Source organism: Siminovitchia sp. FSL H7-0308 (assembly GCF_037980985.1).
In the GTDB taxonomy this organism is placed as follows: Bacteria; Bacillota; Bacilli; order Bacillales; family Bacillaceae_C; genus Siminovitchia; species Siminovitchia thermophila.
The window spans coordinates 655,381-679,314 of sequence record NZ_CP150282.1 but is presented as its reverse complement, the minus strand read 5'-3'; the positions used below and the strand labels follow the sequence as shown (position 1 = coordinate 679,314).

General features: G+C 43.2%; 24 protein-coding genes. 5 read left to right on the top strand and 19 right to left on the bottom strand.

Annotation, left to right across the window (positions count from 1 at the left end; translation table 11 throughout):
* Positions 1–110 precede the first annotated feature (110 nt).
* The gene (locus MHB50_RS03140) at positions 111–587 is read right to left on the bottom strand and encodes a glutathione peroxidase (RefSeq protein WP_077111117.1); all 477 of its coding nucleotides are present in this window, start codon (positions 585–587) and stop codon (positions 111–113) included.
* 377 nt (positions 588–964) lie between these two features.
* Positions 965–1,180, bottom strand: coding sequence for a DUF3955 domain-containing protein (locus tag MHB50_RS03135; RefSeq protein WP_077111116.1), 216 nt, complete (start codon positions 1,178–1,180; stop codon positions 965–967).
* 388 nt (positions 1,181–1,568) lie between these two features.
* Between MHB50_RS03135 and MHB50_RS03130 the strand changes: the two genes are divergently transcribed.
* The 3 genes from MHB50_RS03130 to MHB50_RS03120 are packed head-to-tail and all read left to right on the top strand — an operon-like array spanning position 1,569 to position 3,105.
* Complete coding sequence (locus tag MHB50_RS03130) at positions 1,569–1,946, top strand: GntR family transcriptional regulator (RefSeq protein ID WP_340084843.1); 378 nt, start codon at positions 1,569–1,571, stop codon at positions 1,944–1,946.
* A complete protein-coding gene (locus tag MHB50_RS03125; protein ID WP_340084842.1) occupies positions 1,946–2,479 on the top strand; it encodes an ATP-binding cassette domain-containing protein in 534 nt (177 codons plus the stop codon). Before MHB50_RS03130 ends, MHB50_RS03125 begins: the two co-directional genes overlap by 1 nt.
* On the top strand, positions 2,476–3,105 hold the full coding sequence (locus MHB50_RS03120; RefSeq protein ID WP_340084841.1) for an ABC-2 transporter permease: 630 nt from the start codon (positions 2,476–2,478) through the stop codon (positions 3,103–3,105). Before MHB50_RS03125 ends, MHB50_RS03120 begins: the two co-directional genes overlap by 4 nt.
* A gap of 130 nt (positions 3,106–3,235) precedes the next feature.
* Here MHB50_RS03120 and sufB read toward each other — a convergent pair whose 3' ends face one another.
* The 12 genes from sufB to MHB50_RS03060 form a co-directional block, all read right to left on the bottom strand.
* Complete coding sequence (sufB, locus tag MHB50_RS03115; RefSeq protein WP_077111111.1) at positions 3,236–4,633, bottom strand: Fe-S cluster assembly protein SufB; 1,398 nt, start codon at positions 4,631–4,633, stop codon at positions 3,236–3,238.
* Between the two features lie 18 nt (positions 4,634–4,651).
* Positions 4,652–5,095 carry a Fe-S cluster assembly sulfur transfer protein SufU gene (gene sufU / locus MHB50_RS03110; protein WP_077111109.1) on the bottom strand — a complete coding sequence of 148 codons (444 nt, stop codon included), beginning with the start codon at positions 5,093–5,095 and terminating at the stop codon, positions 4,652–4,654.
* Complete coding sequence (locus tag MHB50_RS03105; protein ID WP_340084840.1) at positions 5,085–6,314, bottom strand: cysteine desulfurase; 1,230 nt, start codon at positions 6,312–6,314, stop codon at positions 5,085–5,087. The genes sufU and MHB50_RS03105 overlap by 11 nt, the downstream gene beginning before the upstream one ends.
* Entirely contained in the window at positions 6,314–7,624 is a 1,311-nt protein-coding gene (gene sufD, locus MHB50_RS03100) for a Fe-S cluster assembly protein SufD (RefSeq protein WP_340084839.1), read from the bottom strand. Before sufD ends, MHB50_RS03105 begins: the two co-directional genes overlap by 1 nt.
* Before the next feature lie 17 nt (positions 7,625–7,641).
* The gene (gene sufC / locus MHB50_RS03095) at positions 7,642–8,427 is read right to left on the bottom strand and encodes a Fe-S cluster assembly ATPase SufC (protein ID WP_077111104.1); all 786 of its coding nucleotides are present in this window, start codon (positions 8,425–8,427) and stop codon (positions 7,642–7,644) included.
* 464 nt (positions 8,428–8,891) lie between these two features.
* On the bottom strand, positions 8,892–9,197 hold the full coding sequence (locus MHB50_RS03090; RefSeq protein ID WP_340084838.1) for a thioredoxin family protein: 306 nt from the start codon (positions 9,195–9,197) through the stop codon (positions 8,892–8,894).
* Between the two features lie 20 nt (positions 9,198–9,217).
* Positions 9,218–9,592, bottom strand: a complete 375-nt coding sequence (locus MHB50_RS03085) for a toprim domain-containing protein (protein WP_077111164.1) — start codon at positions 9,590–9,592, stop codon at positions 9,218–9,220.
* Positions 9,593–10,324: 732 nt separating this feature from the next.
* Entirely contained in the window at positions 10,325–10,708 is a 384-nt protein-coding gene (gene gcvH / locus MHB50_RS03080) for a glycine cleavage system protein GcvH (RefSeq protein WP_077111100.1), read from the bottom strand.
* A 71-nt stretch (positions 10,709–10,779) separates the two neighbouring features.
* Positions 10,780–11,139 carry an arsenate reductase family protein gene (locus MHB50_RS03075; protein ID WP_077111163.1) on the bottom strand — a complete coding sequence of 120 codons (360 nt, stop codon included), beginning with the start codon at positions 11,137–11,139 and terminating at the stop codon, positions 10,780–10,782.
* Between the two features lie 152 nt (positions 11,140–11,291).
* On the bottom strand, positions 11,292–13,076 hold the full coding sequence (locus MHB50_RS03070; RefSeq protein ID WP_077111098.1) for an acyl-CoA dehydrogenase family protein: 1,785 nt from the start codon (positions 13,074–13,076) through the stop codon (positions 11,292–11,294).
* A gap of 17 nt (positions 13,077–13,093) precedes the next feature.
* Positions 13,094–14,272 carry an acetyl-CoA C-acetyltransferase gene (locus MHB50_RS03065; RefSeq protein WP_340084837.1) on the bottom strand — a complete coding sequence of 393 codons (1,179 nt, stop codon included), beginning with the start codon at positions 14,270–14,272 and terminating at the stop codon, positions 13,094–13,096.
* Between the two features lie 36 nt (positions 14,273–14,308).
* Positions 14,309–16,693, bottom strand: coding sequence for a 3-hydroxyacyl-CoA dehydrogenase NAD-binding domain-containing protein (locus MHB50_RS03060; protein WP_340084836.1), 2,385 nt, complete (start codon positions 16,691–16,693; stop codon positions 14,309–14,311).
* A 269-nt stretch (positions 16,694–16,962) separates the two neighbouring features.
* Between MHB50_RS03060 and MHB50_RS03055 the strand changes: the two genes are divergently transcribed.
* Both MHB50_RS03055 and MHB50_RS03050 read left to right on the top strand, forming a co-directional pair.
* The gene (locus MHB50_RS03055; RefSeq protein ID WP_077111092.1) at positions 16,963–17,238 is read left to right on the top strand and encodes a hypothetical protein; all 276 of its coding nucleotides are present in this window, start codon (positions 16,963–16,965) and stop codon (positions 17,236–17,238) included.
* Between the two features lie 94 nt (positions 17,239–17,332).
* Positions 17,333–17,611 (top strand): spore coat protein, encoded by a 279-nt coding sequence (locus tag MHB50_RS03050; protein WP_339165578.1) that lies wholly within the window; start codon positions 17,333–17,335, stop codon positions 17,609–17,611.
* 171 nt (positions 17,612–17,782) lie between these two features.
* On the opposite strand, the gene MHB50_RS03045 is transcribed toward MHB50_RS03050, so the two are convergent.
* The 5 genes from MHB50_RS03045 to MHB50_RS03025 all read right to left on the bottom strand — a co-directional run bounded on the left by MHB50_RS03045 (position 17,783) and on the right by MHB50_RS03025 (position 23,597).
* Complete coding sequence (locus MHB50_RS03045; protein WP_339161915.1) at positions 17,783–19,342, bottom strand: multicopper oxidase; 1,560 nt, start codon at positions 19,340–19,342, stop codon at positions 17,783–17,785.
* Between the two features lie 283 nt (positions 19,343–19,625).
* Complete coding sequence (locus MHB50_RS03040; RefSeq protein WP_340084835.1) at positions 19,626–21,029, bottom strand: cytosine permease; 1,404 nt, start codon at positions 21,027–21,029, stop codon at positions 19,626–19,628.
* 26 nt (positions 21,030–21,055) lie between these two features.
* A complete protein-coding gene (locus MHB50_RS03035) occupies positions 21,056–21,226 on the bottom strand; it encodes a hypothetical protein (protein ID WP_171973863.1) in 171 nt (56 codons plus the stop codon).
* A gap of 17 nt (positions 21,227–21,243) precedes the next feature.
* Positions 21,244–22,398 carry an iron-containing alcohol dehydrogenase gene (locus MHB50_RS03030; RefSeq protein WP_077111082.1) on the bottom strand — a complete coding sequence of 385 codons (1,155 nt, stop codon included), beginning with the start codon at positions 22,396–22,398 and terminating at the stop codon, positions 21,244–21,246.
* 386 nt (positions 22,399–22,784) lie between these two features.
* Positions 22,785–23,597: a carbon-nitrogen hydrolase family protein gene (locus MHB50_RS03025; protein WP_340084834.1), complete on the bottom strand. Its 813-nt coding sequence runs from the start codon at positions 23,595–23,597 to the stop codon at positions 22,785–22,787.
* Positions 23,598–23,934: the final 337 nt, after the last annotated feature.

Genomic DNA, 23,934 nt, shown 5'->3' with positions numbered 1-23,934 from the left:
ACCGAATTCTCATAAATGATGGCCCTCATAATAAAAAACCCCTATTCAAGAGGTTATTGATTGATACATTACTCGGAAATCTTTCAATGAGGTCAATGGATAAGTAAAGCTTATAATACTTTCTGTACATCAGCTTCGATTTTCGCCGGATCTGTTGTGGGGGCATAGCGTTCAACCACAATGCCGTTGCGGTCTACAAGGAATTTCGTGAAGTTCCACTTGATGTTCTTCATTAAGAACCCCTTTTTCTGTTCCTTTAGAAAAATAAACAGAGGATCAGCATGAGCTCCATTTACATCGACTTTTGCGAAAATCGGAAAAGACACTCCATAGTTAGTTTGACAAAATTCAATCGTTTCTTCAATATGAGCAAATTCCTGATTTTGAAATTGATCACAAGGAAAGCCGAGGATTTCCAAACCATTGTCTTTGTACTTTTCATACAGTTCCTGCAATCCTTTGAACTGTGGTGTTAATCCACACTTGCTTGCTGTGTTCACAATAATGAGCGGCTTGCCTTCGTAATCTTTCAGAGATTTCAAATCACCATTTGTCTTTCTTACTTCAAAGTCATAAACAGTTGTCATGATGATTCCCCCCTCATCATCCATCTATCGCGATGAAATGTAATGCACACAATACAACTTTTTTCTGAAACTGCCCATGATGTCTATATGGCCACAAGAGCATACATTGATTACACTATAACATTGATACAATAGCAGATGAACATTTTCTTCTTTAAATCTTGTACGAGACTCCAAAGAGTGATCTCAAGATATCATTGAATAAAGACCTGCCATCTTGCACATGGTTGTTGTTTTACCACGCCCGTATCGGATCAAGAACTCATATATTTTCACTTCTTGAAATTCAAATGAAACCTTTATAATAACCCCACTATTCATAATATTCCATGAATAACACCGAACTGACTGCTATGTCGTTTTTTATACTATCCTTCTTAATCATGTTTCCCTCTTTGGATGGCTGTCACAATAGTCACGAATAATAACGCTGCGATTCCACTAAATAGCAAAAGAAAACTAATCGGAATTAAGAAAAAAGGTTCTTTTAATGTTCCATCTGCTTCAACCTCTGCTCCTATGACCTCATAACTAATCAAACAAATAACACCCGCTACAATTGGTAATAAAGCTAATAAAAATCTTTTTTTCATGTTAACTCTCCTTCATTCATTTAATGTATCTTCTTGATATTTAAAAATATGGCCTGGCTGGCAACAAACGCCAAAACAGCAAACCTAAAAAAGGCAACGCTCATGCTTATCATCTTTAACCACTTTGCTAATTCTTTGTTTCAAATACCATTCCCCTCTCTTGTTACTATTGCATTTTAATACAAACCTGATCAATTTTCAATATTTTTTTATCGTAATTCAATATATTTTTACCCTTTTACATTATAGGTATGAAGTGAAGGACTAAATCTTAGCAACGAAAATTGGTAATAATAAATCATTAGGTTCACTTGATTTCTCGAACAATTTGACTATCTTGTACTTATACAGATTATACAGTTAGCACACTTTAAATAGAGGTGTTGTAATGGAAATTTTCATTCGCAAAAACAGCGATTTACCTATATATGAACAAGTGACGACCCCAATCAAAGCACTTATTTCAAAAGGAAAACTATCGCCAGGTGAAGCGATTCCCTCAATGCGGGCGCTTGCTAAAAAGCTCGGTATTAGCGTCATCACCGTTCAACGTGCTTATGATGAACTTGCTAAAGAAGGTTTTATTGAGACGATTCCAGCAAAGGGATCATTTATCTCAGAAAACTGTTTGGCATTTTTTGAAGAAGAAATGACAAAAAAGCTTGAAATGCATTTACAATCAGCGGTGCAAATCGCACACGATTTCGATATACCCATCACAACTTTGCATGAACTCATTGATTTTTTTAACGAGGAGGAAGACTAATGGCAAATGCAATTGATGTTAATCGTTTATGTAAAAAACTTGATACATTCACACTTAACGATATTAGCTTTACCGTGCCTCAAGGAGCAATTGTCGGTTTGGTTGGTGAGAATGGCGCTGATAAAACAACTACCATAAAATTATTGATGGACGTTATGAAAAAAGACAGTGGTGATGTAACATTTTTTTCCGATCAAAAAAAAGTAAACAGTACCGACTTAAAAGAAGATATTGCCATCGTCTATGATGACATAAATTTTTATGACAAATTAAACGCTGTCAAAATTGATAAAATTATAATGAATAAAGATGATTTATTGTATGGTTACGGGATTGTGCGTTGTTCCAAACAACAATTTGAGTTGATCCCAAAAGGACTAATATTTGCTTATCTGCAACATGAAGCAATTTATCATGTCATTATTAACGACGCACATGGATTTAAAGAAGCGTATCCCGAAATTGTCGTCGACAAAGTCGCACTCGATGAACTATTAGCGATCTATATTAGAAGGGAGAAAAACACCGCATGAAAGGTTTAATTATAAAAGACTTATTAACCGTCATAAACAATGGAAAAGGTTTGCTGCTTATGATGACCATTTTAGCCGTTGCCATTGTACCGACACAAGATCTAGCTTCATTCGTGATTGCTGGCATTGCCATCTGTAGCATGATGAGTATTACTTCATTTTCAATAGACCATCAAAGTGAGTGGGAAAAATTCGCACTCACATTTCCGATAAAAAGACAGGACATTGCAAAAAATAAATTTATTACGCTAGTTGTCTTTGTCTTGATTGGCGTTATCCTGTCCACTATTATTGGCGGCCTCGTAGCACTGATTTTAAAATACCAACATTCTGAATTTATCCCCTTTATCGCTTTAGGCGTATTATTATCACTTATTTTCGGAACAAACTCCATAGTCATGCTCTTTAAATTCGGTGCCGAAAAAACACGTATGTACTTATTCGTAAGCTATGCTGTTCCTGGTGCCATCATCGCCTTTATCTTTTCAAAACTATCAGAGATGGGCATCGTACTCACACAACAAACCATTTTAAAGCTGTTTGCCTTCTCACCTATATTCGTCATCATTTGGATGCTCATCGGCTACATGCTTTCTGCTCGTATTATGATGAAGAAAGAATATTAAAAAAGGATAAAGAGCTATTATATATATCCTATGTCACTTGATTTTGTTTCTAAATCGTACATGTTTCGCGAAAAATAAATGGGTACAAAAAACCCGCCACAAGCGTTGTTGTGACGGGTTTTATCATCTATTAACCAATCGAACCTTCCATTTCAAATTTGATGAGACGGTTCATTTCCACCGCGTATTCCATTGGCAGTTCTTTTGTAAAGGGCTCGATGAAGCCCATGACGATCATTTCGACTGCTTCTTGTTCGCTGATTCCGCGGCTCATCAAATAGAAGAGCTGTTCTTCCGAAACTTTGGACACTTTCGCTTCGTGTTCAAGCGAGATATTGTCGTTTAATATCTCGTTATACGGGATTGTATCGGAAGTGGATTTGTCATCTAAAATCATCGTATCACATTCGATATTGGATCGCGCGCCATCTGCTTTACGTCCAAAATGAACGATTCCGCGGTATGTGACTTTACCGCCGTGCTGTGACATTGATTTGGATACGATTGATGATGTCGTGTTAGGCGCCAGGTGGATCATTTTAGCGCCTGAGTCCTGATGCTGGCCTTTTCCGGCCAACGCAATAGATAATGTCAGGCCTCTTGCACCTTCTCCTTTTAAAAAGACGGCAGGATATTTCATCGTAACCTTGGAGCCGAAGTTGCCATCGATCCATTCCATCGTCGCACGCTCATGGCAGACTGCCCGTTTTGTAACAAGATTATAAACGTTGTTCGCCCAGTTTTGAATGGTCGTATATCGGCAGTACCCGTCTTTTTTGACGATGATTTCAACGACTGCGCTGTGCAATGAATTCGTCGTATAAACGGGCGCCGTACACCCTTCCACATAGTGGACGGACGCGCCTTCATCCACGATAATCAACGTCCGTTCAAACTGTCCCATATTTTCGGAGTTGATCCGGAAATAGGCTTGTAGCGGCGTATCGACTTTTACGCCAGGCGGCACGTATATAAACGATCCTCCGGACCAGACTGCCGAGTTCAAAGCAGAAAACTTGTTGTCGGTTGGCGGAATAACTGTCGCCCAGTGCTCACGGAAAATATCTTCATTTTCTTTCAGAGCTGAGTCCGTATCTTTAAAGACGATCCCCATTTTTTCGAGATCTTCTTTCATATTGTGATAAACAACCTCAGACTCGTATTGCGCCGAAACACCGGCCAAATATTTTTGTTCAGCCTCCGGGATGCCCAACTTGTCAAATGTTTGCTTAATTTCCTCTGGCACTTCGTCCCAGGAACGCTCTGTATGCTCAGACGGTTTCACGTAATATCTAATTTCATCAAAGTTTAGGGCGTTTAAATCGCCGCCCCATTGCGGCATTGGCATTTTGTAAAAGTGTTCAAGTGATTTCAACCGGAAATCGAGCATCCATTGAGGCTCTTCTTTCATTTTCGATATTTCTTCAACGATCTCCCGCGTCAAACCGCGCTCGGTACGGAAAACGGAAACGTCTCGATCCCTGAAACCATACTTGTAATCACCAATTTCGGGTATTTGCTTCGCCATTGTACATTCCTCCCTCTTTTATTGGTGCTGCTTTAATCCTTTTTCCATCGCTTTCCATGCGAGCGTGGCGCATTTAATACGCGCTGGAAATTTGGATACTCCTTGTAAGGCTTCGATATCGCCAAGATCAAGATCTTCTTCTTCGTCGTCAAGATCATTCCCTTGAATCATTTCAGAGAAGATATGCGCAAGTTTCAAAGCCGAATCCGTATCTTGGCCAATGATTGCCTGTGTCATCATGGAAGCCGATGCCATGGAAATGGAGCAGCCTTCCCCTTCAAATTTGGCATCAGCCACTTTTCCGTTATCCAGCTTCATCGTTAGATGGATTCGGTCTCCGCATGTCGGGTTGTTCATGTCCACCGTCAGGCTTCCGTCTTGTAAACTCCCTCTGTTCCGCGGATTTTTGTAATGGTCCATGATCACTTGCCTGTACAGATTATCAAGGTTGTTAAAAGACATTCGTGAAATACTCCTTTGTTTTGACAAGGCCTTCAACGAGTCTGTCAATGTCTTGTTCGTTGTTGTATATATAAAAGCTTGCCCTGGCTGTCGCAGAAACATCCAGCCATTTCATAAGCGGTTGTGCACAATGATGACCTGCCCTGACGGCAATCCCTTCCGAATCAAGCACTGTAGCTACATCATGGGGATGGACTTCTTCCAGATTGAATGTGACAACGCCTGCCCGCTTTTCCGGTTCAACAGGTCCATAAATGGTTAAACCGTCAAGTTGGGACATCTTCTCCATCGCATAAGCCGCAAGTTTATGCTCATGCTCCAGGATGGCTTCCTGTCCAATCTCATTTAAAAAGTCGATCGCGGCACCAAGACCAATTGCGCCGGCAATAATCGGCGTTCCGGCTTCAAATTTCCATGGAAGTTCCTTCCACGTTGATTCGTACAGCCCGACAAAGTCAATCATTTCACCGCCAAACTCGATCGGTTCCATGTTTTCAAGATGTTCTTTTTTTCCATATAAAATGCCAATCCCTGTCGGCGCGCCCATTTTATGGCCGGAAAACGCATAAAAGTCGACATCCAGATCTTTTACATCAACCTTAACATGCGGCGCACCCTGGGCGCCATCCACGACCATGACCGCGCCATTTCGGTGGGCAATGGCCGCCAATTCTTTAATCGGGTTGATAACACCCAACACATTCGATACGTGTGTAACGGAAACAATTTTCGTTTTCTCGCTGATCGTATTGGCCGCATCGTCCAGATTGATCGTGCCGTCTTCTTGAAGAGGTATATATTTCAGAGTTGCCCCTTTTTCCTTGGCGATCTGCTGCCAAGGAATAATGTTGCTGTGATGTTCCATATAGGTGATGACGATTTCATCGCCTTCCTCTACATTGGCACGTCCGTAGCTGGCGGCAACTATGTTGAGCGCCGTTGTCGTCCCTCTTGTAAAAATCACTTCTTCGGCAGAGGAAGCATTGAGAAAGTTCCTTGCCTTTTCGCGGGCGCCTTCATATTTGTCTGTTGCCTTCGTCCCCAGCGTGTGCACACCACGGTGAACATTCGAATTATAGCCTTTATAATATTCATCCAGAGCTGCAATGACTTGGATCGGCTTTTGAGAGGTCGCAGCACTATCCAAGTACACAAGCGGATGTCCATTCACTTCCTGGTCCAATATGGGAAACTGTTTGCGAACCTCACTCCAGTTCATTATTGCACTTTCCTTTCAATAATCTCGACCAATTGGCGTTTCACTGCTTCGATCGGCAGCTTTTCTACAACAGGAGCGAGGAACCCATGAATAATGAGACGCTCAGCATCCGCTTTGGAAATCCCGCGGCTCATCATATAAAAGAGCTGTAATGGATCTACACGGCCTACTGATGCCGCATGTCCCGCAATAACGTCATCTTCATCAATGAGCAAAATCGGATTGGCGTCCCCTCTTGCCCTTTCACTTAACATTAAAACACGGGATTCTTGGTTAGCGTTTGCCTTTGATGCGCCCTTTTCAATTTTCCCAATTCCGTTAAAGATGGACGAAGCAGAATCTTTCATCACACCATGGCTTAAAATAAAACCTTCCGTATGTCTGCCAAAATGCACAATGCTTGTCGTAAAGTTTTGCGTTTGGCTGCCTCTTCCAACCACAACCGTCTTCGCATCCCCGCTTGAACCTTCGCCAATTAAGTTTGTTGTATTTTCTGCAATCGTGTTGCCGTCATTCATTAATCCAAGCGCCCAATCAAGCTGTGCGTTCCGTCCGGTAATTCCCCGGCGGTTGATATATACAGTGGAGCCTTTTGCCAACGTATCGACCGCCCCATAAACCACTTTGGCGTTTTGATTGGCAATCACCTCGGAAACAATATTGACGATTCCGTTTACTTCATCGTTCGTGGACAAATAATTTTCCACATATGTGACCGAACTGTTGTCATCCGCCACGATGAGGACATGGTTAAACATGGCGGCGTCTTTATCATCAAAAATATAAACAGCCTGAACAGGATCTTTTATTTGAACATTCTTCGGCACATATAAAAATGCTCCACCATTGACAAGCGCTGCATGAAACGCCGTCAATTTATGTTCATCCACTTTTACTGCATCCGTCATAAAATATTTTTTCACCAGATCGGAATGCTCCGCAATGGCTGTGAATATATCAGTAAAAATGACACCCTGCTCTTTCAATTGTTCGGATACATTTATATATGCAACCTGCTGATTAAACTGGACATATAAATTCTGATCTTTTTCTTCTATATTAATGACAGATTGAGCCGCTTCAGGCAAATCGGAAAGAGAAGCAAATGTCTGGCCTTCGGCCTCATGTTTCGGGAATTCGGTGAAATTCCAATTCGTAATCCTTGTTTTGTCCGGCTTTGGCATCGGAAGTTCATCCATTTTGCCAAATGCGTCCAATCTAAACTGTGTAAACCATTCAGGTTCGTTATGCTTGCTTGAAAAAGAGCGAATGTATTGTTGATCGATCGTCATTTTCGTATCAGTTGTCATTTCAATCCCCCTACCGCTTATGCTTCCTGGCCAACTGTTTCATCTTCAATGCCAAGTTCTGCCTTGATCCAGTCATACCCTTCCGCTTCCAAACGCTGTGCCAGTTCAGGACCGCCGGATTTTACGATCCTTCCTTGCATCATTACGTGGACATAGTCGGGGGCGATGTAGTTAAGAAGCCGTTGGTAGTGAGTAATGATCAAGCACCCAAAGTCGTCGCTTCTCATCTCGTTGATTCCTTGCGAAACTACTTTCAATGCATCTATATCAAGGCCAGAGTCAATTTCATCCAAAATGGCAATCTTCGGTTTTAACATTAACAGCTGCAATATTTCGTTGCGCTTTTTCTCCCCGCCGGAGAATCCTTCATTCAAATAGCGCTGAGCCATGTTGGGGTCCATCTCAAGAAGTTCCATTTTCTTATCCATGTCACGGATAAATTTCATTAAGGAAATTTCTTTTCCTTCTTCTCTGCGAGCATTTATCGCTGTGCGTAAAAATTCGGCATTTGTCACTCCGCTGATTTCACTCGGATACTGCATGGCCGCAAACAAACCAGCTCGCGCACGCTCATCCACTTCCATTTCCAGGACATCTTCGCCATCCAGCGTAATGCTTCCACTCGTTACTTCGTATCTGGGATGACCCATGATTGCAGCGGACAATGTCGATTTACCGGTTCCATTTGGTCCCATTACAGCATGAAATTCTCCGCCATTTATTTCCAGGTTTACGCCCTTTAAGATCTCTTTTCCGTCAATGGATACATTAAGATCTTTAATTGTTAACGTTGAAGCCATCATCATTACCTCCGGATATAGAAAAGTATTTGAAGCTTGAATTGTTTTTTGTCTAATTCCTAGTCTCCATATTATCGCATTTTAAAATTATTATCAACTAGACAGCGTAAAAGTATCGGTTTTTCAAATTTTATTTGAGAATTTTCTCATTAAAAACAGGCCTTTGTTAATACAAAGGCCTGGTTGTCATTGTCCATGCGTCATGTTTCCGGATATCGTTAATATTACCTGTCGGGATTCTACATATTCCGCTTCCCGCTTTTTTTCCACTTCCATTCTGGCGGCATGATCATGCCTGTATGTTTCATACCCAATGCCGTGTGCTCCATGTAGAGCTTTTTCCATTACATTCGTGTATTGAATGTCTAGGGAGTTAATAAAAAACCAATCCTTTCATTTATCATTGTTTACAATGATATGTTTTGCCTCTTTTGGAGGCAATTAAACTTTTTGGCTGGGATTTTATTTTAACTGTATTCCTTTAAGATTTCAAGCAAGTATGGAATTGAGCGAAAAGCGTATATTTTTTTGGAGACGCAACCGCGGTTTAACAACAGTAGGCACGGAACACTTTCAATCTTGAAAAGTTCCGCAATATCCGGAAGATAATTCAAGTCGGCTTGATAAATGGTCTTGCCTGTCATGTCCTCAATGACATCAAGCATGCGGCCTGCCACTTGGCAGGTTCCGCATAATGGCGTATAAAAGTAAATGATTGCACTTTCTTTTTTTTCGATGGCTTCATGGATGTCTTGTTTTGTCCATTCTTTCATAAGCTGTACATCGTCCTTCTTTAAAGATAATCGGCATAAACATCGATATGTGCCCTAATTAAAATATTAGCGAGGATCTCAGACGGGGTAGTGGCCACTTCCCTGAACTTTCGGTCAATGTATAAATGCCGCGCCTGGGGAAACTCCCGCTTCAACTGTTTACGCAAACTTTCACCGGAGCCATCCGCGTCAACGAGTATGTATACATCCTTTCCCTCAAGTTCTTCTGACAGCTCATCCAGTCTGGACAGCCCGATTGTACCATTTGTACAAATGATCTCCACAGATTCCTTAATGAGTTTCATGATTTTCTTCTTATCTGACAATCCTTCAACAATAATCACTTTCTCCATCGAAACATTCACGTTGCTAACCTCGCTTTCACGAAAAACCATAGTTGCCAAAAGTCGCGGCTGTCTTAGCGCCCTAGAAGGAGGCAAGAAAAACGCAAGCGCCTTGCTTTTTGACGCATAGACCAGAGGCAAACCGATTTTGGGCGTCCCGCAGAAAGCTGCCAATGTTGCTGCCTCACGGGAAACACCTTCGATAAAGCTCGAGCAGCTATTTCTTCCTGAATAAAGCAGTACTGTAGAAGTTCAACATGAAGCCTGCCCATCAAGTAACTGGCTTCTTGCCAGACTTGCTCATTTCTTCATGAGATGATAGCGGCGCAAAAGTTCTTGTTTAAAGGCGAGGCAACACTAAGGTGTCCTGCATATATCATCATTCAAAGACCGACATCTTCGAAGCTTGAGCTTGCACTGTTTCCTTATAAGATCATATGCTGAAAAGCCTTATTTGCGCCCTGGACATTCACCAGCACTGGGGCGCCCTGAACCGCAACTGGCTCGGGCGGTGACTTACTGTCGAGTCGAACGAACTGGGGGCCTTATCCGGCAACTGGATCAGGCGACGAATTACTGCCGGTTCGCTCGCACTGGGAAGTCCTGAACCGCATCTGGATCAGGCGGCAACTTACTGTCAAGTCGAACGCACTGGGAAGTCCTGTACGGCGAAGTCGGGCAAAGCGAGATTATTTCAGATGTTCATGTTCGAACGCATTATAAAACAGGTATTTTTCCGACCTTTTAAAAAACACCTTGGCACTCGTCCAAGGCGCTTTGTATTTATCCTTCGCTTGTCATTTTTTCGTAATCTTCAGCAGACATTAAATTTTCTAACTCGTTGCGGTCAGACAGTTCCACAACGATCATCCAGGCTTTTTCATAAGGAGATTCGTTTACAAATTCCGGATTGTCTTCCAGTTCTTCGTTTACCTCAACAACCTTGCCGCTGACCGGAGCATATAATTCAGATACTGTTTTCACGGATTCAACGCTTCCGAAAGGCTCGTCCGCTGTAATGTCGTCACCCACTTCAGGAAGTTCAACGAAAACAATGTCCCCAAGTTCGGATTGGGCAAAATCGGTAATCCCGATTCTCACCTTCTCCCCTTCTTCTTTTACCCATTCATGCTCTTCAGAATATCTTAGCTCAGCTGGTGTATTCATCCAAATCCCTCCATCTTCACTTTACTGATTTAAATGTACAAAAAGAAAACGTGTAAAGCAAGAAAACATGCTTATTTCAGCCATGTTTCTTCATATTCTTCTTCCTTGAATCCAACAGTGACTTTGCTTCCATCCGTTACAATCGGGCGCTTGATCAACATTCCATCTGACGCTAATAGGTCAAAGAGCTCTTCGTCGGAAGCGCTTTTTACTTTGTCTTTTAATCCGAGCTCACGATACTTTTTTCCGCTCGTGTTAAAAAACTTTTTTACATTCAAGCCGCTTTTTTCATGCAGGCTTTTCAACTCCTCCTTTGACGGAGGACTGTCAACGATGTGTATTTCCTCGAACTCAAGTTGATTTTCTTCCATCCATTTTTTCGCCTTTCGGCAAGTTCCGCATTTTGGATAGGAATACATCGTAAGTGGCATTGAATCACCTTCCTTTTCTTCATGCATACGACAAATAGATTCGCCAATTTTTTCAAAAAACCTTTTTTTAAAAAAATAAAATATACCATAAATATAAAACAAACCATCGTGCGCAGGCAAATGACTGCTTCACGATGGCTTGAAAAAAATAGTTACACGATAAAACGTTCCGCCGCGATCAATTCATCGGCCGCTTCGCGTTTTTTGGCGATTACATTAATCGGGTTGTGACGGATCAGCTTGCGGAGAGCAGAGTTCATCATGCGGAACGAATCCCCTTGCTCAAGAGCGGCCAGGCACTCCCTTGCCAAGTGTTCCACCTTAACGATGTAATCCTGGCAAAAGATTTCCGTATACAAATGCTTCTGCTTATTTTTTTCGAGACCATCACGGTCAATCGCTTTTTCCGTCCGAAGTACAGACGATTCCATTGCATAGGCAAAAGAAACGATATCTGCAAGCTTCGCCAATATTTCCTGTTCTTTTTCCAATTGCTGACCATATTTCTGTACGCCAAGGCCGGCGATCATTAAAGCCGCCTTTTTCGCACCCCTTACCAAATGTTTTTCTTTGGCAAGTGGCTCATCACCCGGCTCATCCGGCATGAGCATCATTAGTTCTTCTTGCAGACTCTGAGCTTTGGCAAGAAGCGGCAGTTCCCCTTTAAATGCCTTTCTTATATAAGTGCCAGGCACCAGCAGGCGGTTAATTTCATTTGTTCCCTCAAAGATGCGGTTTATTCTCGAATCCCGATAAGCTCTTTCAATCTCGTATTCCTGCATGTAACCATAGCCGCCGTGAATTTGCACACCTTCGTCGACAACATGATCGAGAACTTCAGTTGCGAACACTTTATTCAGCGAGCATTCTATGGCATACTCAGCGATCGACTTCGCCACTTCCGCTCCGTCGTTGATCTCTTCTTCCGTCAACCGACTCATCCGCTCTTCAAACAGGCCAACCGTACGGTACACTGAGCTTTCACAAGCATAAATTTCCGCACCAAGCGTTCCGAATTTTTCCTTCGTCAAATTAAACTGGGAAATCGGCGTCTTAAATTGCTTGCGCTCATTCGCATATTTCAGCGTCATTTCCAATGCCAGTTTTGATGCGCCAACTGCGCCGACACCTAGCTTGTAACGGCCTATATTTAAAATATTGAACGCAATTTTATGGCCTTTGCCGATTTCACCAAGAACATTTTCGACAGGAACGTGAGCGTCATCCAAAATAAGTGTCCTAGTGGAGGAACTTTTGATGCCCATTTTCTTTTCTTCGGCCCCCGTTGAGACACCAGGAAATTGGCGCTCAACGATAAATGCTGTAAAATGCTCGCCATCCACTTTGGCATACACGATAAACACATCGGCAAATGCCGCGTTTGTGATCCATTGTTTTTCACCATTCAAAACATAGTGAGTCCCGGCGTCATTCAGTTTGGCCGTTGTTTTGGCTCCCAGCGCGTCTGATCCCGAGCCTGGTTCTGTCAGGGCGTAAGCCGCCAACAGCTCGCCCGTGGCTAAAGCGGGCAAGTATTTTCGCTTTTGCTCCTCATTTCCAAACAATACGATCGGCAAGGAACCGATGCCAACATGCGCCCCGTGAGAAATCGAAAAACCGCCTGCTTTTGACATTTTTTCCGCAATGAGTGCAGAACTGATTTTATCAAGCGCCAGTCCGCCATATTCTTCCGGTACGTCCGCTCCGAGCAAGCCAAGATCTCCTGCTTGTTTTAATAATTTGACTGAGCGGTCAAACTCGTGGTTTTCAAGATGCTCCATGTTTGGCATGACTTCATTCGTGACATAGTCATCCGTCGTTTTCGCAATCATTTTTTGTTCTTCCGTATATTCCTCTGGTGTGAACACTTGATCCGGAGAAATATCTTCTATTAAAAATGCCCCGCCTTTTACCAAATCTTTTGTTTCTTTTTCCATAATAGTAACCTCCCTTTTTAGGATAGTAATTCAAATACTCCCGCGGCGCCCATTCCTCCGCCAATACACATCGTCACAACGCCAAATTCAACATTTCTTCTTTTCATTTCATGGGCAAGGCTCAAAGTGAGTTTTGTGCCCGTACATCCCAACGGATGCCCAAGCGCAATGGCACCGCCGTTGACATTTACGATTTCTTCATTAATCCCTAACTCCCTTACCACCTGAATTGCCTGTGACGCAAATGCTTCATTCAATTCAAACAAACCAATGTCGGATAATTCCAAGCCTGCCAATTCGAGTGCTTTCGGTATGGCTTTTACCGGCCCTACTCCCATAATTTGCGGTGGAACACCCGCCACAGCAAAAGAACGGAATTTTACCAAGGGGGTAAGTCCAAGGGAGTCGGCCTTTGTACGCTCCATGACCATAACAGCTGCCGCCCCGTCGCTTGTTTGCGATGAGTTGCCCGCTGTCACCGAGCCGTTGACTGAAAATGCCGGCCGCAGTTTTCCGAGTGCCTCCATGTTGGTATCAGGACGCACACCCTCATCCTTTGTAAACTGGACTTGTTTTTCCTTGAGTTTAAAATCGGGACCAACAGTTCTAACTGCCACATCAACCGGAACGATCTCCTCATCGAATTTCCCTTCAGAAATGGCCTTCGCTGCTTTTTGATGGCTTCTGACGGCAAATGCATCCTGGTCTTCCCGGGTTACGCCAAATTGTTTGGCAACCTCCTCCGCCGTATGGCCCATGCTCATATAGTATTCTGGAGCTGATTCGACAAGCTTGGCATTCAGTCGGACAATATGCCCCGTCATCGGTACGAGGCTCATCGACTCCGCGCCGCCGGCAATGATCGTATCGGATGCCCCAAGCATGATTCTTTCCGCCGCATAAGCGATTGACTGCAAGCCTGATGAGCAAAACCGATTGATCGTAATGGCCGGAACATCGTCCGGCAAGCCCGCCAATCCACTAATGTTTCTGGCCATGTTCAATCCTTGCTCCGCTTCCGGAATCGCACACCCAAAAATGACATCATCAATATTTCCGTCATAATTGCCCGCACGCTTTAGCGTTTCTTTGACCACGAGCACCCCTAGATCATCCGGACGCACATGGGCAAGTGTCCCCTTTTTCGCTTTTCCCACCGGTGTCCTCGCACCGGCTACGATGACCGCTTCACGCATGATGTTCCTCCTCGCTTTCTATCAATCTATCTATAATTAGTTTCTTAACGGTTTTCCCTTAACGAGCATATGCTGCATGCGCTGTTGTGATTTCGGGTTTGCCACGAGACTGATGAATGCCTCTCTTTCCAGGTCAAGCAAATATTGCTCATCCACTTCAGTTCCATAAGGCACTTTTCCCCCAGCAACAACGTATGCCAGCTTTTTCGCTATTTTCATATCATGCTCCGTTAAATACCCTGAAAGACGCATCGCTTCCGCGCCAAGCAACAGTGTCGCATAGCCTGTTTCGCCCGTAACCGGAACCTTCTCTCGTACAGGCGGCTTGTATCCTTTTTCGTGGAGGTCAAGAACGACCTGTTTCGCATCATGGATCAAATGATCGCCATTGACGGAGATCCCGTCGTCCTTACTTAAAAAGAAGTTTTCTGCTGCTTCTTCTGCGGATGTCGATACTTTCGCCATAGCGATCGTTTCAAACACTTTGTTTGCCACTTTCTGCAAATCGAACTCTATGCCTTCCGGAAAATGTTTTAACGTTCTTATATACAGTTCTTTATTTCCGCCTCCGCCCGGAATCAGGCCAACACCTGTTTCAACAAGACCCATATATGTTTCCAAAGATGCCTGTATACGCGCAGCTGGCAGGCATACTTCCGTGCCTCCGCCCAGCGTCATCCCAAATGGGGCTGCCACAACGGGCTTTTCACTGTATTTAATGTTCATCATCGCCTGCTGAAATTGGCGGATAACGAGATCCACTTCAAAAATATCGTCATCCTGGGCAGCCATCAATATCATCGCTAAGTTGGCGCCGACACAGAAATTTTTTCCTTGATTGCCAATGACAAGTCCTTTAAAGTTCTTCTCCGTTTCTTCGATGGCATGATTGATCATTTGAATAATATCGAAGCCGATCGCGTTATTGGGAGAGTGGAATTCCAGCAAGGCTACTCCATCTCCGATATCTATGAAACTCGCGCCAGTGTTCTTCTTGAGCACTTTTCCTTGTTTTTTCAATTGCCGCAAATCTATGACCTTCGGATTCTGTGTTTCTTCCTTATACTCGCCGCCCATGTAAAATTGCCGTCCTGATTCCGTTTCTTTGTAAAAACGGGACTCTCCGCGGGCGATCATTTGCTTCACCCACTCAGGCACTTTGATATCGTCTTCTTCCATTTTTTGGACGGATTGTTCGACTCCAATGGCGTCCCATATTTCAAACGGCCCAAGCTCCCAGCCAAATCCCCATTTCATGGCCCGGTCAATGGACACAATGTCATCGGCGATTTCACCTAGCAATTCAGCGGAGATGGACAAAACGGGGGCAGTGATGTTCCAAAGCAGTTTCCCTGCTCGATCATCCGAATAAATAAGCGCTTTCAACTTATTTTTCGTTCCCTTGGCCTGTTTTGCCATTTCCAAAGCAGGGGTTTTTAGCTTTTTTCGCTCTCCATAATCCAATGTTTCCGGATTTAGTTCAAGGATCTCTTTTCCTTTTTTCAAATAAAATCCTTGTCCCGATTTACTTCCCAGCCAGCCGTTTTCAAGCATTTTCATCATGAAACCGGGGACTTTAAATACTTCTTTCTCTTCCCCTTCAACTTGTTCATATACATTATTGGCGACGTGGACAAAAGTATCTAGCCCGACAACATCAAGGGTGCGGAATGTGGCGCTTTTCGGCCTTCCGATGAGCGGTCCGGTAATCGAATCCACTTCCCCAATGCTGTAGCCTCCCTTTAACATTTCCCTGACCGTTACGAGCAACCCGTACGTCCCGATTCGATTGGCAATAAAGTTAGGTGTATCCTTCGCTATGACAACTCCTTTGCCAAGGACATCCTCACTGAATGTTTTCATAAACGCCAATGCTTCCGGATCTGTTTTCTCTGTCGGAATGATTTCCAGCAGCTTTAAATAGCGCGGCGGGTTAAAAAAATGCGTTCCCATGAAATGTTTTTGAAAATCCTCCGATCTCCCTGCGGCCATTGCTTCAACGGAGATGCCCGAAGTGTTGGAGCTGACAAGTGTTCCCGGCTTTCGGTATCGGTCCACCTGTTCAAACACTTGCTTTTTAACGGAAAGATTTTCGACAACGACTTCAATAATCCAGTCTACTTCAGCGAGCTTTTCCAAATCATCCACCAAGTTTCCGGCGGTGATAAGCTTGATGTTCTTTTTACTGGAAAGCGGAGCCGGTTTTTGTTTGAACAGCTTTTTTAAAGATTGTTCCGCGTTTCGGTTCCGTACTGCTTTGTCTTCCAGTGTCAGGCCTTTTTCCCTTTCTTCTGCAGTCAGTTCTTTCGGGACGATGTCCAACAAGATAGTTGGAATGCCCACGTTGGCAAGATGCGCGGCAATGCCGGATCCCATAACACCCGAGCCAAGGACTGCCGCTTTTCGAATGCGAAATGACAATGCAATTCCTCCTCTGCAACTTTTTGAATGAATGCTCATTCATTTTCTTTTTAAAAAAAATGCCTTTAGAAAATGAAGTATGGTTATTTATTAATATATCGAAATTTTCAATGTGAAGCAATCAATTCTATAAAATTTTTTATTTTTCATCTTTTAGAGACTCTTTCCAGCCATTTTTGCCTTTTAAAAAATGGCTTTTCCTCAACATTATGTATAAAAACAATTTTTTCCACAAAGACTAATCCCGACATCATTGAGGAGGGAAATAAATGCATAATGAACAAATGAATCCGCAGCAAGCACAAAATCAGCAGCCGATGATGGAGCAGCCGCCCCATGTTATTACAACGAAAGATTTGGCGTATATCAATGATATGTTGGCGTGGAACTTGCTGGCGATGAAAAAAGCCCATTTCTTTGCACAGCAGTGCCAGGATAGGGACATAAAATCTGAACTGGACCAGTGCGGGCAAATGCATCAACGCCACTACGAATTACTTATGACCCATTTACAAGAAAAACAACAGAACAACCAATTCATGTAAGATGAAGGGAGAAATCATTTTGCAAACAAATCACAACAACCAGACAGGCCGTAAAATCCAGAACCCGGCCACACAAGTGCCGAAGACGCCGCAAATGAATGAAAGAGACTTTACGAATGACATGCTTTCCACGGAAAAATACTTGACAAGAAGTTATGCGGTCGCTCTGCACGAAGCGAGCCATCAACATTTATACGACGATTTGTTGACTATTTTTAATGAAACCCAGCATGCACAAAGAAGACTGTTTGAACTCATGTTCAGAAAGGGCTGGTATGCAATGGATGCTGAAAACGAGCAAAAAATCCAGCAATCATACCAGCAGCACACTGGCTATACGAATCAATTCCCCTATAGCGGCAACATCCAATAAACTTTCAAAATAAAAAAGCGGACCTTTTTATTTGGTCTGCTTTTTTATTTTGAACAGCGTGGGTGCGCATTTTCGATCTCCCAATCCAGGTAAAGTTGGAAAACAAGAACTATGGAACATCTCACCGACTTTGAATGTAATAGCGCCGGCTGATGGAACGAAACTTGCTTTCTAAAACTTTTCAGGCCCATCGACAATCTTCATCGGCCGCATCATATCATAATCCTCATGTTCTAATATATGGCAATGCCACACATAGTCGCCGGTAAATTCCTTAAATGCCATGATAATGCTGGTAACCATACCGGGTGCGGCATTCACCGTGTCTTTCCACCCCCGTTCATACGGCTCCGGCTCCACCTCAGGTCCCGTATATACGATTGATCCGTCCTCTTGAAAACGTTCAAGATCAAACGGCCGCCGATGTAAAATTTTAAAGAAGACAAGATGGATATGCATGGGGTGCGGAAAATCCGTGAGATTGATAAACTTCCAAACTTCTGTACTGCCGCGAACCGGCTTCTCAGTCACCGGGTCATCCCACGTCCGATTATCAAGCAAGAAAACTGGTCGATTGTATTTGTCCGTACTGGCACTTAATGTAAGCAGCCTTATTTTATCAGCTGCATCTTCTACTGGAAATTGTGTGGGCCTCATATATTCGGGAACCTGGCTCGTATCTTTTTTAGAAAGTGGCAAAGTGACATCGAAGCGCATGATCACTCCCATATCTCCTTCAACATTTGTATTTTGCAGGATCATTTTTTTACCTTGAAACTTTGAAAAATCAACAATGATCTCTACCCGCTCAGCCGGCTCCAGCAAAAACGTCTGAAGTTTAACCGGTTTTTCCAGCAACCCTCCATCCGTCGCGATCTGGTAAAACTCCCGTCCGTCCCCCAGCCTCAATGTGTACCCAATCGTATTGGATGCATTTAAAAATCGCAAGCGGTATTTCCTTGGCTCAACCTTCAGACGAGGCCACAGCTTTCCGTTCACTGTAATCGTATTGCCGACAAAAAAGGGAAGAACGGATGGATTCACTGATGCCGGAGGATTTGAATTTTCAGGGTAAAACAGGGAGCCATCCGCATGAAAAGCTTTATCTTGAATCATCAGCGGTATATCGTATTTTCCGTCCGGAAGATTCAGCTGTTTCTCAAAGGGGTCACGAATGAAATAAAAACCGGCAAGCCCCGCATACACATTCAATCTTGTAATACCGATTGCATGGTCATGATACCACAAGGTGGCTCCCGGTTGGGAATTGGGATACTCGTATATTTTTCGTTTGAAAGCAGGGCCTGTTTGCGCAAAATCTCTGGAAAACCAGGCTTCGGGATTTCCATCGCTGTCCGGGGACACATGTGCTCCATGAAGATGGACAACGGTTCGTACTTCGGGATTACCCTCTACACCATGGAGCGTCCGATCCACCGGCAAAAGGTGTTTATCAGGAAGATTATTTCTCCATTTTATATGCACTGGTTTATGTGAATCCGCCTGAATGGTCGGTCCGGCATACTGCCCGTTAAAGCCCCATACCGTTGTGGGCGGAAAAAATGTATGAAAGCGATGTTTAGTTTGCAACATTGTGATTTCGTAATAATCCTTCCCCTCTCTATGATTGGGTTTGGCCGTTACAGGAATGGGCAGATCATCAATGAACTTTGGGATTGTCTCGGGTTTCGAAGGGTCAACAGCAGCCGCTGGTTTATCATGTGTTTTCATTTAAAAGGCACCTCCACTGTTTTTAATGCCATGTTATGCAACACAGCCTTGTTTGGAGCAAGTGCCTGCTTATTCTGGAAATGCTCAGAAAATGGCGAGCGCCCGTTTAGCGAGGTACAAACGGGAGCGTTCCCTCATGAAAATAAGCAAAATTTCTAGCAGCGGGGTTTTAGTCCGCTGTTAAGAAGCAGAAAAAAAAGCTAAGATCGCAAGCACCCCCTTGCGACGCCTTTAGGAGACTGCTGAAAGACACCTTTACCGACAATTACAGCTTTTTTCATGTTCATGTCTCCTCTTGTCTTTTAACATATCCACCCAATTGTTTCGGAATCACAATCATTTTTGTGAAAATATAATGGAGGATTCCACCAAAAATCGTCGCTGGAATGGACGCTGATAAATAGAGAAAAGCCGTAGAATGCTCAAATGTAATCGGATCTAACATAATGAAATAAGCGGCCGTCGAAATCACAAATGCCGCTATTGCGGACCAGTTAAATCCGCCCCAATAGTAATATGGCTTTCCGGAATCGGTGAAATAAAGATTGCGAATATCAAGCTGTCTTTTCCGAAGAATAAAATAATCCACAAAATATATCCCGGAAAGCGGCCCAAAGAAAGTTCCACACACCGCTAGAAATGTATTAAAGCGACTATACACTTCATCTGGGAAAAAGATGAGCGGTACGGTCAATAACAAAAAGTAAAATGTGAGCTTTGACCACTCCATTTTTTCAACCCATTTAATCTGCTTTAAAGCCATAGATGTTGAAAAAACAAGCGAGGTAATTGACGTAATATTGGCGAATGCAATAAATATAAGGACGATCATACCAAGCACCGCTCCCCCAAGCGGGATCATCCACTCTGTAGGATCACTCGTTCCAAGAGCAAGCCCTGCCATCAAACCGACAATTTGCCCAAATACCGCGAAAAAGTTTAATCCAATCAAATTCGGCCAAAAGCCGGCACGCTGTGTTTTACAAAGTCTTGAAAGCCCTCCCATGATAGGCCACCATGAAAGCCCAGCAGCAAGGTTTAATTCAAAGGCGATCATATAATTCCACCAGCGGTCGAGAGCGGGATTAGAAGGTTTGAAGGAAAAAATGTCAGCAACCGAATATTTGCTTAATAATATGCCCAGCATAATAAGAAGGATCAAAACTAAGCCAGGGGCAACAATTCGATTAAGCCACTTAATAGAAACAGGTCCTTTAGCGACAATGAGCCAACTTATGACAATCGCTATAAATGCAAAAATAATAACTGGCATCACCGATGTAGATGATATATTGGTCACTTCTCCAAGAATATTACTGGAAGCGCGGCCAAACATAATCGCCAAAACGGCGCACCAGCCGAACTCGATCAAAACCATCACCGCCAGAGTCAATTTAACTCCTTGAATGCCAAACACACTTCGAAAAGAAACATATTGATCGATCCCATATTTAGTCGACGGCAAAGTCGTAACCAGTGCCATAATCATTACTGCAAGAGTATTACCCGCAAGTGAAGCGGCAATTCCCATTTTTAAATCGACAAATTCCGACAGTGTGCCGCCAATTAAAAATCCCCAAGTGGCAATAGCCAGTCCAATATTCACCATCGAAAAATCAAAGCCATTCCATACCCTTTCCTTAGGCAAAACGGGTAAAAGACCAAATGCACTATCGTTTTTATTCATCACTAATTCCCCTTTTTATAGTAAGCTTACTGCCAACCCCAATAAAAGGTTAGAAATGAAGCCATTCCAATCATCACCATCATGATATAATCTAAGGTTTGCAGTTGTTCAATAACACTATCTTTTTTTCCGTTTTCCGTGAGTATTGAAATTCTCCGGTCAAGTTCTTCTCTATATTCAAGGTTTTTCTCATCCATCACAATTTCCTCCTGTTTCACTCATTAAACGCCTCTTTAATGATGTCCAAATATTCCTCTTCACTTATTTCTTTTATATTGCTTTCATCCATAGGCGTTTCTTTCGCGACCTTCGCCAAATATTCAAAGTTTTCCGGCGAAACCTTTTTCAATTCATTGAATTTGGGAAGCTGTAAGCTTTTTCTTATATTCATGATTATGTTGAGCCCTTCAAGAGCCGCCTCTTCTTCAGATGCAAATCGTTTCTCGGCACCTAATAAATAAGCGATTTCTGCATGTCTGGCGGGATCGGCCGAAATATTACGCCGGAATACAAAAGGCAAGAAAATACTGTTTAAAACACCGTGAGGAAGATCATAATAGCCGCCTATCGCTTCGGAAAGACAATGCACACTCCCGACATTAGCGTTGTTAAAAGCAATTCCCGCCATCATGCTGGCACTCAGCATGGCCCGGGAAGCCCGGAGGTTGCTTGAATCGTTAACCAAACTTGTCAAATTCTCTTTGATCATCACGATCGCCTTGCAAGCCAGTGTTTCTGTCATTGGTGACGAAAGACGGGAAGTGTATGCTTCAATCGCGTGTGTTAATGCATCCATGCCGGTACTGGCGACAGTAGAAGAAGGCAATGTTTTGATTACATCCGGATCTAGTAATGCTATTTTTGGAGCAATTTTTGGATCAACGATTCCCATCTTAAAGTTTCTGTCCGTATCCGTTATAACCGCAATCCATGTTACTTCACTACCTGTCCCAACCGTCGTAGGGATACAAATTAAAGGAGCAATATCCCTTTCAAGCGTAAAATCGCCCTCCCACTCCCTTACACTGCCCTCATGTGTCAGCAACACGCCCACACCTTTGGCAAAATCCATCACACTTCCTCCGCCGATAGCGATCAGGCCATCAATAGAATTTTCCTTGGCAATGCTGGCTACAGCTTCCACTTCTGTATTCTTAGGATTAGGTTTCACACGGTCAAAAACAACGCAGCTTAAACCTTCCTTCCTCAAATTCTCGAGCATGCCTCCCAACAGACCTGCATTGACAATCGCCTGATCCGTCACAAGAAGCACTTTTTTGACGTCATATTCTTTCAAAAAGCTGCCTGCTTTGTTCGTTGCGCCTTGTTCAGAAATCACTTTTGTACGCAAAATAAATTGATACTCCATTTTATTGCCTCCTTAGCGTTCATTTCCTATATCTCCTAGGTCACTGAAAACTTTCCACAAACTTCTAAAGACCGACGAGAATGATATAGAGCATTCACCAGGTAAGTGCGCGATATCCTTCCCCCTATTCACATCAATAAAAAGCGTCTAGGCCTCAGCATTTGACTTGCCTTACTTCCCATCAGTAAAGCGACATTGTAAAGTTCACGTCTTTTTTAAAAGTTCCTCACTGAAGCAGGCAATTCATCCTTATGGAAAAACAGGAAACAGCTATTCCTGTGCTCGTATGTGATCAGTACAGTTATATGATTTCAATACCCCTGCATGTTCGGGCCGGATTTCGGTTTGGCATCAACCGGAAACATCCCAATATGCCCCACTGATTCTCAGTCCGTTTTGTCTCTCCATAGAATCGTATATAAATCCGTTCGTTCATCCACACGCATAGAGTAAAAGCTTTCTTTCAATTCTTTTCTTTTGCCGATTTCTATAGGAGCCACGGCAATACCTTTCTCCTCTTTTGGCCTCCCGCTGATCATCCCGCCATCGGGACCATAAATGGCGGACCTTCCGAAAAACTGAATTTCTCCTTTGCCGCCAGTGTAATTGCATGTTGCCAAAAATACAGTATTGTCAATTGCCCGGGCAGTCGCCATTCGCTCATATGAATCTTCATAAGGACGTTCCCATGCACTGGGAGCAAGGATTAAATCCACTCCCTGTTTTTCCAACAGACGGGATAACTCCGGGAAAGCCATGTCCCAACAAATAACAAAACCAATCGTTCCAAGCTCGGTCTTTACAGTGACAAGGCGGCCTCCTGGTGTAAACAGATGCTTTTCCAAAGGAGTCAAGTGCATTTTCTGATAAGTAGCCAAAAGCTCGCCGTCGGGTCCAATCAAATTCACTGAATTATAAATCTTGCCATCCTTCTTTTCGATAAAACCATAGCCAATGTATAGCTTATACACTTTTGCCAAATTGGATAGAAAAACGAATGAAGCTCCATCTGCGGCCTCCGCTTTCCATTTCACATGGTCTTCCGAAAAAAGATAGCCCGAGGCTGCCGCTTCAGGAAATAAAATAAGCTTCGTTTCGGGATACTTTTCTACACAATCATGTATATAAAATTCGATTAATCCCAAGTTATTTTCACTATTAAAATCATCTTGTACAACTGCCAGCATCCAATTCGCCATACCACTTATTCACCTTCCATATTCTTGATGGAACTGGAATACGTTGCTTTTGCCAGACCAACGCATAGAATCCAGTCATTTCATTAAACCTGGCAAGTGCCAAGCCTTTCGATCACCTGGCGCTCAAATTTGGAAAGGAACACCAGCACATTACGTTCCTAACGTACCCACAGAAAGCGGACTCAAATACGCCAACACAAATGCCCAAAAAGCATCTTTTATAAGACAGTATTTCAAGCGCTATCATCCGCGATGAAGCATATTTTTGTAACGATATCGAAAACAGTTAAACAATCGCGAAAATCGGTTTAGCCGGGTTACAATCCACGCTCCCATA